Raw genomic sequence first — 13,190 nt, 5'->3', positions numbered from 1 at the left:
GATGTTATGGAAATTAACTTCACCGGCCGCAATGTCGAAGTCACACCCGCACTCAAAGCCCTGACACAGGATAAATTTGATAAGCTCGAACGCCACTATGATCAAATCACCGCAATCAAGGTCATTTTTGATATAGAAAAACTGCAGCAAATTGCAGAAGCCTCCATTCTGGTAGCCAAAGGTGAATTGTATGCCCGAGCCGAATCACAGGATATGTACGCTGCGATTGATGATTTGGTGGATAAGCTTGACAGGCAACTGATTAAGCACAAAGAGAAAACACGCGGCCATAGAGATTAGGTTCCGTGTGCTTCTCGCATCCAAAAATTGGTAGGTTGATCCCCTGACCCAACAAAAATGGTTGGTCAGCATAACGCGCCAACTTATTTCCTGACGTTGTTGGGTCAGGGGCTATGGCCTACACTGTGATCAATAGTTATACTAATAATCCTGTGAATCTCTTTGATTTTAAAACTTATTTGATCGAAACAGGATTTTGCCCGGAACCATTGAAAAGCATGCACTGAAAGGAGTAAAATCGTCTTAATTTTATTCATCATTTCAATCATGCATCTTCGAGATTATCTTTCCAGAAATTGTGTGCGTATTGATCGTACCTCTCACAGCAAAACAGGTGTACTCCTTAAAATCAGCCAGATGCTGGCTGAAGATAACGACGGTTTAAATGTTGATGAATTGTTTGAGGCTTACTGGCGGCGTGAAACGCTTGGAAGCACATCTATCGGTTGTGGCGTGATCCTTCCCCATGTGCGTTGTAGTAAAACAAAAACTGCCAAAACCTGTGTCATTCGTCTCATACATCCTGTTGATTTTGGCGCCGAGGATAAACAACCCGCCGATCTGGTTGTAGGCTTGCTCATTCCAGAAACTGCGCCGGAACAACACTTAAAAATTCTCTCGGCTATTCTCAAGCAGGTCAGTTGCCCTGTTTTCCGAAACGCCTGTCGTCAAGCCACCAGCCATGACGAGCTATACAGAATTCTGACCGAAGATATTACAGAACCTTCCGCGGCATGAATCACTGGCAGTGGACGTGGTGCCTGATTGCCTGAACTCCGCTTTTTTTGCATAACCGGATTGTGACAATGGAGTACACATGATACATTGTCGGCGCTATGATAAAAACTACATTAACAATTATTAACAAACTCGGTTTACATGCCAGAGCGTCTGCAAAGTTTGTGTCCACCGCCTCTAAATTTCAAAGCCATATTGATGTTACCAGGGACGGACAGACAGTAAACGGCAAGAGTATTATGGGAGTCATGATGCTTGCGGCCAGCAAGGGAAGCGAACTAACCTTGCAAATTGACGGACCCGACGAAGAGCCCATGGAAAAAGCCCTGGTTGAACTCATCAATAACCGCTTTGGAGAGCCGGAATAACGCCTTTTTCCATAACGGATCAAGCGGGTTATTGATCATTTTTGTAAAACCCTGATAAATTGCAAACGTTTGAAACTGTCCATCCGGGAAGCGTTTACGGTGATGATTTCTCCCTTGTCAGGCACTTAAATCCAACCGTTTTGCCGGAAGTCCGAACAATCTATCCGGCCTGTCAGCGTTTACGCAATTTACGCATACGATATAGCGCAAACGCCGTTTGCAGTGGTCCGGACAAAGCATAAACGACAAACCCGATAAATAATACCACCGACGGATTGGCCGCGATGGCGACAAACAAGACAATCATCAATAACAAATATAAAAAAGGTACCTTGCCTTTAAAATCAATCTCTTTAAAGCTGTAATAACGAATATTACTGACCATAAGAACGGCAGCCACAACTGCAATAACCGCGGTAATAATGGAAATAAAAAGATTATTCAGGTGGTTTTGATGACACAACCAGGTAAAGGAAGTGACTATTGCCGCGGCCGGAGGACAGGCCAGCCCCTGGAAATACCGTTTATCGGCAATGCCTATCTGGGTATTAAAGCGAGCCAGGCGCAAGGCGACGGCCGCCGTGTAGACAAACGCAACCAACCATCCTATTTTCCCCAGATGCTGCAAATTCCAGCTATAGAGCAGAAGCGAGGGAGCTACCCCGAAAGTGACCATATCCGATAAACTGTCATATTCCGCGCCAAAAGCCGTTTGGGTATTGGTCAAGCGTGCAATGCGTCCGTCCAGACCATCCGCCAGCATCCCGATGAATATCGCAATAATCGCAGTTTCATGCTGACCTTTCAGGGAGGCGACAATAGCATAAAACGCTGCAAACAGACTGGCTGTTGTAAACAGGTTAGGTAATAAATAAATTCCGGAATGACTTTCTTTCTGGTTCACAGCGCCCACTCTCGTGATATAAAAACGGTTATCATGCTAGCACAACAGCAAGCATGCCCGCCATAACTTCGTTGTTTGTTATTGATGATGCTATAATAGCCATACTGTACTTAAAATAATTCGCCGATGTCTAACTCCAAAGACAAAAAAATAGTTATCGAGGGCATTACCTCCCAGGGAAAACGGTTTCGGCCAAGCGACTGGGCCGAACGAATGAGCGGCGCCATGGCCAGCTTTAAAAACAGTCGAATACAATATTCCCCTCTTTTACAGCCCAGCGTAAACGTCGATGGCTACAAATGCGTGGTTCTTGACCCCAAATTGAAAGAATCCAGCCCCCAGATTTATCAGTCCATATTAGATTTTGCCAAAACCAATAATCTCAGAATTTGTAACGAAGACAATGAAGACACGGCCTAGTACTACAGTGGTAAGTTCTGTCATTCCCGAGAAATCGGGAATCCATTCACCTTAAAATAGATCTCCGCCTGCGCAGAGATAACAATCAATGAGCAAAAATGAGTACATAAATAGGGATCCTTTTCAAAATACCACTGTAGTACCAGGCTCTGTGCATTTATCTTTTATCGAAGCGAAAATTGAGGTAATTTACAGCCGATAAAAGATAAGTGCACAGAGCCTAAAATCCCTGAGAACTCTTGACTGTCAACGTAACGGCAATCATTTTCTCAATAATCGAGTTGGCTGTAGACAACGTCACCTTGAAATTCATAGCCAGTACACCGGCGCATAAAAAGGCCATACCTTTAGGCCCATGCTGAACCCCGGGCTCACTGGCGTGAACCAGCAACACGCATCCGCGAAAAAACCAAATCAAACCGACGGTCTGGATGATAAGCCCCATTGAATTGGTAATGTCATAGGGATTAAAGGACGTGTATTGCAGTATATTTCCCACTCCAAACGTCGTGTTGGATAAAACACCTACGGCTGACGGCAAAAAAAGCAGCGCGGCACCGCCCAGAAAATAGGCCAGGGGAACAAACATTTTCTCTTGCGAGGATGAGCGCGCTCGGGCATCCCCTATTTTACGCAATTTGGAGATTGCCGTTATAAAAAAAAGAATACCTACCAGATAAGCAGCCCCTGAAATAAGATGCTGCACCGGAAAAAGCGATCGGCTTAAATTGCCGATCATCATTACTAAATCGTCACTGGTCATATTAATAATTATACACTCATTTCCTTTACCGGGGTTTGTTGATAGTTTGCCTTACACGGGGAAAATAGTACCTATTCAAATGCCATTACAACTATAAAACGAAATATCAGCGGCCCATACCCTTGCAATGCTTGATTTTTCCCCTATATTAGATGTTTTTAAAGCCAGGCTGTAAAATTATGCAAGTCAAAACCTTTCCCATCGTACTGGAAGAAGCGTTCATGCTTTCTCCAAATGTGAAACATTTTATTTTTAAGCGCGAGTTATCCCCCGCTTTTAATTATACTCCGGGACAATTTATCACGATTCATTTTGAACGGGATAATAAAATACTGCGACGCAGCTACAGTATTGCCAATACCCCCCAACAAAACAATCGCATAGAGTTTGCAGCCGGCTATGTGGAAGGCGGCCCCGGCACCGACTTGCTGTTTCATTTATCCCCCGGCGATACCATCAACATTAATGGACCTTTCGGTCGGTTGATACTAAAAGACGATATGCCCAAACGCTACATTCTGGCTGCTACCAGCACCGGGATCACCCCTTACAGATCCATGATAACCGAACTGAAAACCCGCCTTGAGCGCAATCCTTCCTTACAGATTGTCATTTTACAAGGTGTCCAGAAACGGGAAGACCTTCTTTACCCCGAGGAATTCCGAGCCTTGGCCAAAGAGCACCCGCAAGTGACGTTTCGTGCTCATTTAAGCCGGGAAAACAAGGAAACCCTGCAGGAAAATGAATACACAGGCTATGTACAACACGCGTTTGCGGAACTGGAACCAAACCCCGAAAACGATGTGGTTTATTTGTGTGGAAATCCCGGTATGATCGATGACGCGTTTCGTGCGTTGCAAGAGAGAGGATTTGCCATGCAACAAATTATCCGGGAAAAATATATTTCAAAATAACTTTAGGGATACGCCCTAGTAATGACCAGGAGACAATAAATTATGTATTACGATGAATTATCAGCAACCATGGAGCATCTTCTCCAGGATGGCAAAGGCATTTTAGCCGCCGATGAAAGTACCGGGACTATTGGCAAACGTTTCGCCGGAATCGGCATTGAGAATACCGAAGACAATCGCCGTGATTACCGCCTCCTTCTGGCCAATACCGAGGGACTGGAGCAATACATTAACGGCGTTATTTTATTTGAAGAAACCTTCCACCATAATGATGAGAAAGGCACCCCCATCACCCAGATATTTGCCGAAAAAGGTATCTTGCCCGGTATCAAAGTGGATAAAGGACTGGTTGATCTGACCAATACCGACAATGAAAAGATCACCCAGGGTCTTGACGGATTAACGGAGCGTCTTCTGCAATTTAAGGAACAGGGCGCCAAATTCGCCAAATGGCGTAACGTATACAGCATAGGCGAATACACGCCAAGCATTACCGCCATCAAGGCAGGGGCCGAAGTTCTGGCCCGTTATGCGGCCGCCTGCCAATCCGTCGGGATTATACCTATTGTAGAACCGGAAGTATTAATGGATGGCGAACATACCATTGAACATTGTGCGGAAGCCTGTGAAATGGTGTTGCACGAATTGTTTCGCGCTCTTTTTATCCACCAGGTTGAATTGGAACATATTGTGTTAAAACCCAGCATGATCACATCCGGTAAAAGTTTTAATCCATTCAGTAGCCCGGAAGAAATAGCCGATTATACTATTGACGTGTTTCGTAATAATGTTCCGGCCGCCGTACCAACCATTAATTTCCTGTCAGGGGGTCAAACACCACAACAGGCTACAGCCAACCTTAATGCCATCAACAGTAGCGGCTATCAACCCTGGACATTGAGCTTTTCCTATGGACGCGCACTCCAGGAAGACTGCCTGAATACGTGGGGAGGTCATTCTTCCAAGGTTGAAGCAGCGCAACAAGCACTGTTAAAACGAGCTCGTCTCAACAGCGCCGCCTGTTTTGGCGAATATCAGCCCGATATGGAATAATCAGGGATTCCACTTTAATTACTTTCACGATTGCCGGAAGCAAGCTTTTGGCAATCGCCTGTTGTTCAACAAATTTCAATCCGGGCAAAAAGTGGAACATGATCAGATAATAACCGCCAGGGCTTGCCTTGCAGGCATTGAACCTCAACCACGTTTACGCCGCGAAAATAAATCCTGTCCACACACAATGCCGGTTTGATCGCCGGATAGGATCGTGCATACTGACCCTCCTTGCTATAAAACGCTTCCCTTATACCCAAATGATCCGCCAGAGGTTTTGATAAAACACGGCGCCAATCATTAAAATCTCCAGCCATAAGCAAGGGTTCATGGGCTGGAATTGTCTCGGAAATTCTCCGCATCAATTCTTCGCATTGCGAGGCACGCTCCGCTTTAAATAACCCTAAATGAACACATAACAAATGCAGTGTTGTCGGCAGAGAGCCTGCTATCTTGATTTGCCCATGTAAAATGCTGCGGGAAGCCCTGCGGCTTGAAGAAAGATTGGTATTCTCAAACGCGGCAAACGGATATTTGCTTAAAATGGCATTGCCATGATGTCCGGATTGATAGATAGCGTTTTTGGCATAAAGATAGTGAGGCCAGATTTTTTCCGCAATGTATTCAAATTGGGGGGAAATCGGCCAATCATCGATCCGTTTTTCTCGACGTGAATGCTGACCCTGCACTTCCTGTAAAAATACAAAATCGGGATTTAACTCGGAAATCGCCTCCCGCATTTCCGGTAACAGAAAACGACGTCGCCCCACTCCAAATCCTTTATGGATATTGTATGTCATCAAGGACAGGCTGTGGGACGACGATTGATACATATCTCATGAAATAAAATGAATAACCTATCTAAAGCATATCATCAACTCTTCATTTTGTATTCTTTGTATCCATCATCGCAGCTTATCAGCATTGTCCAGGCTAGTATCTCGTCAACATCCTGTCTTCCCGCCTGTTCATATCCTTAGTGTGTTAAGCTATTATTAATAAAACAATAACCTGTACCAAACCTATGAATGCCAAAACACTCATGCTTTCCATACCCGGTTTTACTATTGGGTATAAAATCTGGGGACACAAACAAAACCCCGCAATCCTTGCTTTACATGGCTGGCTCGATAACGCGAATTCCTTTGAACTGCTGGCACCTTGCCTGGAACAGGATTTTTACGTCATTGCCGTGGATTTACCGGGCCATGGATACTCGTCTCATCTGCCGGCAGGTTGTAATTATCATTTTATTGACGGTATTTTCATTCTGATTAACATTCTTAATGCCCTGCAATTGAAAAAAACTCATTTACTTGGCCATTCCATGGGCGCCTGCCTGGCCAGTCTGGCCGCAGGTGTTGCGCCTGAACGATTTCATTCCCTGGCTCTGATAGAAGCCATTGGACCCTTTTCTCATCCGGAACGCACCTGCCGAAGCCAGTTATCCAATTATCTCCTGCAACAATTAAATGAAATTACCAAACAGGAAAAACACTACGCTTCACGGGAAGATGCTGCCAAAGCAAGAGCAAAAACAGGCTATCTGTCTCTTGAACACGCCAGAATTTTATGCGAACGCGGTGTGCGTAAAGAAGGTGATGTCTATTATTGGCAGCATGATCGGAGATTATTAACTCCTAATCCATTACGCCTGACTGAAACCCAGATTATTTCCTGTCTGGAAAATATTGATGTAAAAACTTGTTTGCTACTGGCAGAGCAAGGCTTTAATTTTGATGAAGAGGATATGCAACGAAGAATTAATGCCGTAAGAGATATAGAAGTGGTTCAATATCGTGGCGGCCACCATTTACATATGGAGCAACCAGATACTGTTGGACAGTATCTGGTTGATTTTTTCAGGAATGCTTAGGTTCCGGAATATGTATAAAACAACCCTCATAATCAATCGCTACTTCATCCAGCGATTTTTTGACGTCCTCCGCGGAATATCCGAGGTCAAGAGCGGCGTTCAGTACGCCACAACCACCTTCCCTGAAGGTTGAATAAGGCGTCCAGTAGTCCATATTAGCCTTGACCATCACATCAAACGCCTTGCGTGCATCCCAGCCGGGTTGATTGGCAATCAGGTAATAGAGATGATTAAAGACACCACTGGAGTAATGGACGTCCAATCCTCCGTAGTATTGATCCGCACGATCAATGGAAATACCGTCACGGCTGGGCATGTCCATATATCGAAGCGCGTCATAACCACTGTCTTCCTTCATGATTTCAGGTCCAATCTGCCAACTGTTCACGCCGGTAGAATAAAATTCGGCAGCCTGGGCAGCCATATCGGAAAACGCTTCGTTCATACCACCGGATTGACCAAAATACTCCAGCTCAGAGTGCTGTTCCGTGAAACCATGACTGATTTCATGCGCACCAACACCCAAAGACACCAGAGGATACATCATGTCTTCGCCATCGCCGAAGGTCATTTGCTTGCCGTCCCAGTAGGCGTTTTCATAACCATAACCGTAATGAACCCGCATAACCAGTTGCATCGGGGAACCATCACTTTTCACTAACGCTTCCACACCATACCAGTCATGATACATATGCTTGATGACGTAACCGGCGTATAAGGCATCGTTTGTTGGAGAAAAGGCACCATTGTCTCTGTCGTATCCATCACTCTGATAACCTGTCCAGAACGTATCCTGTTCAGGCTCATCCTGTACGCATGCAAATTGCATGGGCTTGTTGCTGGAATAATAACGGTGTTCCATATCCACCACTTTTACATGGTCGTTTTCCATAAAACACATGTCTTCATCGGCTTCGCGAGTCAATTCAAGATAAGGGTAGTTACCACTGCCAAACTCATACTCCCCCATTTTTTGATTGCCACCGAATCCCCTTCCTTTTACCGGGGCTTTTTCCGTTTTTAAATCATTCCACTGGATGAACGGCTTGAAAGATTCTGCGTCAATAATGGCTGTGGGCCTCTCGGGAATTTTATCGTCGTGACGGACGAACACACTGACTTTATAGGCCCAGTGCGCCTGATGATTGTCATCGATATATACCATGGGCGTGACTTGCTGTTCGCTGATATCCTTGGATTTGTAGAGATCAATGAACTGCTCCAGGGCCTTGTTCCCGCGGCTGACAAAATCTGCGGCCGGTTTGCCTAATTCATTCTGTAAACCGGTGTATACAACGCCATTCATGCTCACATCGTTATGATTCTGCAATAAGGCTTGTCCGGAATGAGTACTGTGTACTATGGCATAGCCGCCAAAAACCTTAAATCCGGCATATTGCTGCTGTAAACGGGTATGGGTTACCAGATTCCTGTCAGAATGCTTTTTAACAAACTGCAGGCTATCCGCCGAGACACCTGTTACCTGCTTTACTCCCGGTACCGCAACATGAAATTGCTGCTTCAGACGTTGGAATGTCGTCGCTTGCAAATTGACCGGATCAGCAGCCTGAACACTGGAACTCATGGCAATAAGTACGCAGGCGGCAAGTGGTGATAAATGTAATTTTGAGTGCATTAATCATAACTCCTTTAAGACTAATCGATTTGAGGCAATCCTGATGAACAATATGCCCATTCTGTAAGCTATGCCGAACTTCGCGGTAACAAGACATCCCACTGTTACAAAAAAATACGGTCATAACCAGTTGGTGGTATAACCTGTCATAATGTCATTTCTGAAAATCGGATCCGATTGCTGCTTACAACACAAATCAGATCAAAAAATTCACAACAACGCATTACAGGCAAAGACCAAACTAACACAAATTTTTCATTTTTAAAATTATCAATTTTTAAACAAATTAATATCCTGAAACACTGACATTAAACAAGTTAACAAAATAGTTTAATACCCCAAAACAGAGGGACTGCGGGTTTTTATAGCGCCAAACCATGAAAATAAATTGCACAACTCATGTGGATTATTTACATTACGTGCTACCATACCCGTTCAGAAAAAAGAATCGGACGGTATTCCGGCAAATTCTTGTCGACGGCGTTTTGTCAGCAGACCACAGATATGGCTTGAAGGATATCCGTTTTATTTTAAGAACAGCCCCTATGAGTACTATTACCACCAACGTCGAATTAGCCGCAGACCGCTTGCGCGCGGGAGAAATCGTCGCAATCCCCACAGAAACGGTATACGGGCTGGCGGGAAATGCCGAAAATGAGTCCGCCATAAAAAAAATCTATGCCTTGAAAAACAGACCGCTTAACCATCCCCTGATTATGCACGTGGCCCATGGATGGGATATCTCGCAATGGGCGCGAGACATACCAGACTATGCGTCGGTTTTGATGGAACGTTTCTGGCCCGGGGCATTAACGCTGGTCATGAATTGCCGTACGAGTGTCAATCCTCTGGTAACGGGCGGTCAGACAACCGTGGCACTACGATGCCCAAGCCATCCCGTTGCCCAAGCGTTGCTCTCGCAACTGGGCAAACCTCTGGTTGCACCGTCAGCCAACCCATTTGGAAAAATCAGTCCCACCACCGCCGAGCATGTCCGTCAAAGTTTCGCCGGCAGCTCCCTGCTCATCCTGGATGGGGGACGATGTGACATAGGCATTGAATCAACTATTATTGCCGCAACCCACCCCGAGGAGTATCAGGTGTTACGCCCCGGTATGATTGACGAAGAGCAAATTCAGGCCGCAATCCCGATCAAGGAACAACAGGTACGCCAGACAATACGTGCCCCCGGCATGCTGGCAAATCATTACCAGCCGGAAAAACCTCTTTACTGTTTCAATGATCGCAAAGCAATGAAGCGTTTTTGTCAACAGAGCAAGCAAGCGTGTTATGTGCTGTCTTTTGTCAAAGACGCGGAGTTCAGCCGACACCAGGGTTACCAGTTGCCCTTAAATCCCCGGGATGCGGCTTTTGAACTTTATTTTCAACTACGCCGGGCTGATCAATCCTCAGCTACGATTATTGTTCTGGAATTACCGCCCGAGACTGCTGCCTGGCATGGAATACGAGAACGCGCCATCAAGGCGGGACAGATTCGCTAGATTCTGTGAACCTAATACTACAGTGGTATTTTGGAAAGGATCCCTATTTATGTACTCTTTTTTGCTCATTGATTGTCATCTTCGCGCAGGCGGAGATCTATTTTAACGTGAATGGATTCCCGATTTCTCGGGAATGACAGAACTTACCACTGTAGTACTAGGTTCTGCCCGCCAACTGCATCAATACCTGCTCCGGCGTCACTTTATCACCCTTGCTGCAATATACCTCTGTCACTTTGCCGTCAAACGGCGCCTGTATTTCCGTTTCCATTTTCATGGCTTCCAGCACAAATAAAACCTGCCCGATCTTGACCTTGTCTCCCGTCTTGACGAACACGTTCACAATCGTTCCCGGCATGGCGACCTTGATGTCCCCCGGCCCGGAAGTTTTTGTCACCGGTCTGGAATCCGTGAGTCCTTTATCCTGCTGCGGCAATTCGATAATGACTTCCTCAGGCACTTCATCCACCCATAAAAAACACGCTTGCCGCCCCCGCTCACGATCTCCGAAACCAGCGACCTTCACATGATAGCTTTCTCCATGCAAGGTAATGTCAAACTCCGATAATTTACTGCGCTCATCAGACAGTTGTTTGCCTAGCAAGGGCTCCGGAGCCAGTGTGTTACTCTGTCTTTCCCGTAAAAATTGCCGGGCTATTTCCGGAAACATGGCATAAGACAGCACATCTTCCTCGCTTTCAGCCAGATCACCGATTTCCTTGCGCAGCCTGTTTAATTCATTAGGCAGCAAATCAGCAGGCCGGACATCAATGACTTCGGTACGTCCAATCGCTTTCTTGCGCAGCCTTGCGTTTATTTTTCCCGGTGTCGCACCGTATTTGCCCTGACAGTACAATTTCACTTCGTTGGTAATGGTTTTATACCGCTCTCCCGTCAAGACATTCATAACAGCCTGGGTGCCAACCACCTGCGACGTGGGCGTCACTAGCGGCGGATAGCCCAAATCTTTACGAACATTCGGTATTTCCTCATGCACGGCGGCCATTTTATCAAGAGCCTGTTGCTCTTTCAGTTGATTATAGAGATTGGAGATCATGCCGCCCGGCACCTGATAGAGTTGCACACGAGGATCAATATCCCGTGCCTCGCTTTCAAATTGCTGGTATTTTTTGCGAATTTCGTGAAAATAATCACCAATTTCCAACAATAAATTCAAATCAAGACCTGTATCAAACTCGCTGCCGGCCAATGCGGCAACCAACGGTTCCGTGGCCGGATGAGACGCGCCGCCTGAAAATGACGAAATAGCCGTATCAATGTGCCGGCATCCTGCCAGTACGGCCTGATAGTGACAAATAGCAGCCAATCCCGAGGTAGCGTGGGTATGCAGATGAATCGGTAATTGCGTCGCCCTGGCGAGAGCCTGGTACAAGTTCACAGTATCCGAAGGGGTCAGCAAGCCAGCCATGTCTTTAATGGCGATGCTGTCGCAGCCCAGATCAGTGAGCGCTTTGCCCATGTCGACGAAATTTTCTATCGTATGGACAGGACTGGTTGTATAACAGATAGTACCCTGCGCGTGTTTCTTACAGGCTTTGACGCTTTCAATAGCAACCCGTAAATTACGCACATCATTCAAGGCATCGAACACACGAAACACATCGACACCATTATTGGCAGCCAGTTTGACAAATGCCTTGACAACATCATCGGCATAATGTCGATACCCCAGTAAATTCTGACCCCTTAACAGCATCGATAATCGGGTATTGGGTAGCGCTTGCCGTAACAAATGTAAACGCTGCCACGGATCTTCCTTTAAAAACCGCAGGCAGGAATCAAAAGTGGCACCTCCCCATACTTCCATAGCCCAGAAACCGACTTGATCCATTTTTTTACAAGCAGGCAGCATATCTTCCGTACGCAATCGGGTTGCAATCAGACATTGATGAGCGTCTCGCAGCGTCACATCAGTGATATGGGTAGCAGCCATTGCACAATTCCTTTTTGTTAACCATTCCTATAACCATATCATATATCCATAATCCATAAGACCTAAAGAGGAGGAGATGTTCTCCGTGTTATCCTGGTTTAATATTGGATCATGAAACCCGCAATACGGCCGCAGGCCTCCTTACGGGCTACTGCCCTTTCGCAAAAAAATGGTACCGGGAAAATTTTTGGCACAGAACCTGCTGACTATTTAGAAGGCATCATGCCGGTATCATGCCGATATCATCGTATATCTGGACATTATCGCCAAGATCAGGCAGAATCCTCCCATTTCGTCAGGACAGGCTCCAAATGAAAAAAATTCAGGTTCTTCACGGCCCAAATTTAAATCGCTTAGGTATGCGGGAACCGTCTATCTATGGCTTTTTAACTCTGGAAGAATTGGACAAGTCACTAAAAAAGCAAGCCCGGGAAGCAAGCGTTGAATTAATCTGTCTGCAAACCAACAGCGAATCGCGGTTTATTGACTATATTCATAAAGCCGCCGATGACAAAACGGATTACCTGATCGTGAACGCGGCGGCCTTCACCCACACCAGCATCGCCATTCGCGATGCCCTGGTAACGGCTGCCGTTCCCTTTATTGAAGTCCACATCAGTAACATCCACGCCCGTGAGAGTTTCAGGCGTTTCTCCTATCTCTCGGAAATCGCGCAAGGTGTGATATGCGGACTGGGCGTTCGAGGCTATAATCTGGCACTACAAGCCATTATAGAAGAATTAAGTTAATCAATAGAGAGTT

Annotated in this window: 14 protein-coding genes; 9 read left to right on the top strand and 5 right to left on the bottom strand. The window is 45.9% G+C overall.

Annotated elements, in window-relative coordinates:
- Positions 1-6 precede the first annotated feature (6 nt).
- From hpf to CKW05_RS03400, 3 genes are all read left to right on the top strand, one after another.
- The gene (hpf, locus tag CKW05_RS03410) at positions 7-300 is read left to right on the top strand and encodes a ribosome hibernation-promoting factor, HPF/YfiA family (protein WP_058482263.1); all 294 of its coding nucleotides are present in this window, start codon (positions 7-9) and stop codon (positions 298-300) included.
- Between the two features lie 267 nt (positions 301-567).
- Complete coding sequence (locus CKW05_RS03405; protein WP_058482264.1) at positions 568-1,038, top strand: PTS sugar transporter subunit IIA; 471 nt, start codon at positions 568-570, stop codon at positions 1,036-1,038.
- Positions 1,039-1,136: 98 nt separating this feature from the next.
- Entirely contained in the window at positions 1,137-1,406 is a 270-nt protein-coding gene (locus tag CKW05_RS03400) for an HPr family phosphocarrier protein (RefSeq protein WP_058482265.1), read from the top strand.
- 172 nt (positions 1,407-1,578) lie between these two features.
- On the opposite strand, the gene pssA is transcribed toward CKW05_RS03400, so the two are convergent.
- The gene (gene pssA, locus CKW05_RS03395; RefSeq protein WP_058482297.1) at positions 1,579-2,310 is read right to left on the bottom strand and encodes a CDP-diacylglycerol--serine O-phosphatidyltransferase; all 732 of its coding nucleotides are present in this window, start codon (positions 2,308-2,310) and stop codon (positions 1,579-1,581) included.
- 126 nt (positions 2,311-2,436) lie between these two features.
- Here pssA and CKW05_RS03390 point away from each other — a divergent pair, with 126 nt between their 5' ends.
- A complete protein-coding gene (locus tag CKW05_RS03390; protein WP_058482266.1) occupies positions 2,437-2,730 on the top strand; it encodes a DUF3579 domain-containing protein in 294 nt (97 codons plus the stop codon).
- A 220-nt stretch (positions 2,731-2,950) separates the two neighbouring features.
- Here the strand turns inward: CKW05_RS03390 and CKW05_RS03385 are convergent, their stop codons facing one another.
- Positions 2,951-3,472 carry a type IV secretion protein IcmC gene (locus CKW05_RS03385; RefSeq protein ID WP_408606982.1) on the bottom strand — a complete coding sequence of 174 codons (522 nt, stop codon included), beginning with the start codon at positions 3,470-3,472 and terminating at the stop codon, positions 2,951-2,953.
- Positions 3,473-3,672: 200 nt separating this feature from the next.
- On the opposite strand from CKW05_RS03385, the gene CKW05_RS03380 reads away from it, so the two are divergent.
- Together CKW05_RS03380 and CKW05_RS03375 are read left to right on the top strand one after the other, a co-directional pair.
- Positions 3,673-4,407, top strand: coding sequence for a ferredoxin--NADP reductase (locus tag CKW05_RS03380; RefSeq protein WP_058482268.1), 735 nt, complete (start codon positions 3,673-3,675; stop codon positions 4,405-4,407).
- Between the two features lie 42 nt (positions 4,408-4,449).
- Positions 4,450-5,460, top strand: coding sequence for a class I fructose-bisphosphate aldolase (locus tag CKW05_RS03375; RefSeq protein ID WP_058482269.1), 1,011 nt, complete (start codon positions 4,450-4,452; stop codon positions 5,458-5,460).
- A gap of 65 nt (positions 5,461-5,525) precedes the next feature.
- Here the strand turns inward: CKW05_RS03375 and CKW05_RS03370 are convergent, their stop codons facing one another.
- A complete protein-coding gene (locus tag CKW05_RS03370) occupies positions 5,526-6,293 on the bottom strand; it encodes an endonuclease/exonuclease/phosphatase family protein (RefSeq protein ID WP_058482270.1) in 768 nt (255 codons plus the stop codon).
- A 191-nt stretch (positions 6,294-6,484) separates the two neighbouring features.
- Here CKW05_RS03370 and CKW05_RS03365 point away from each other — a divergent pair, with 191 nt between their 5' ends.
- The gene (locus CKW05_RS03365; RefSeq protein ID WP_058482271.1) at positions 6,485-7,336 is read left to right on the top strand and encodes an alpha/beta fold hydrolase; all 852 of its coding nucleotides are present in this window, start codon (positions 6,485-6,487) and stop codon (positions 7,334-7,336) included.
- On the opposite strand, the gene proA is transcribed toward CKW05_RS03365, so the two are convergent.
- Positions 7,323-8,972 carry a zinc metalloprotease ProA gene (gene proA / locus CKW05_RS03360; RefSeq protein WP_058482272.1) on the bottom strand — a complete coding sequence of 550 codons (1,650 nt, stop codon included), beginning with the start codon at positions 8,970-8,972 and terminating at the stop codon, positions 7,323-7,325. The genes CKW05_RS03365 and proA overlap by 14 nt on opposite strands.
- A gap of 545 nt (positions 8,973-9,517) precedes the next feature.
- Between proA and CKW05_RS03355 the strand changes: the two genes are divergently transcribed.
- Complete coding sequence (locus tag CKW05_RS03355; RefSeq protein WP_058482273.1) at positions 9,518-10,474, top strand: L-threonylcarbamoyladenylate synthase; 957 nt, start codon at positions 9,518-9,520, stop codon at positions 10,472-10,474.
- A 157-nt stretch (positions 10,475-10,631) separates the two neighbouring features.
- On the opposite strand, the gene oadA is transcribed toward CKW05_RS03355, so the two are convergent.
- Positions 10,632-12,428 carry a sodium-extruding oxaloacetate decarboxylase subunit alpha gene (gene oadA, locus CKW05_RS03350; protein ID WP_058482274.1) on the bottom strand — a complete coding sequence of 599 codons (1,797 nt, stop codon included), beginning with the start codon at positions 12,426-12,428 and terminating at the stop codon, positions 10,632-10,634.
- A 311-nt stretch (positions 12,429-12,739) separates the two neighbouring features.
- Between oadA and aroQ the strand changes: the two genes are divergently transcribed.
- Positions 12,740-13,177: a type II 3-dehydroquinate dehydratase gene (aroQ, locus tag CKW05_RS03340; protein WP_058482276.1), complete on the top strand. Its 438-nt coding sequence runs from the start codon at positions 12,740-12,742 to the stop codon at positions 13,175-13,177.
- Positions 13,178-13,190 lie beyond the last annotated feature (13 nt).

Origin of the sequence: Legionella spiritensis, assembly GCF_900186965.1 — a bacterium.
GTDB lineage: Bacteria > Pseudomonadota > Gammaproteobacteria > Legionellales > Legionellaceae > Legionella_C > Legionella_C spiritensis.
The sequence above is the reverse complement of the archived record's forward strand: the minus strand, read 5'-3'. Positions and strand labels throughout refer to the sequence as shown.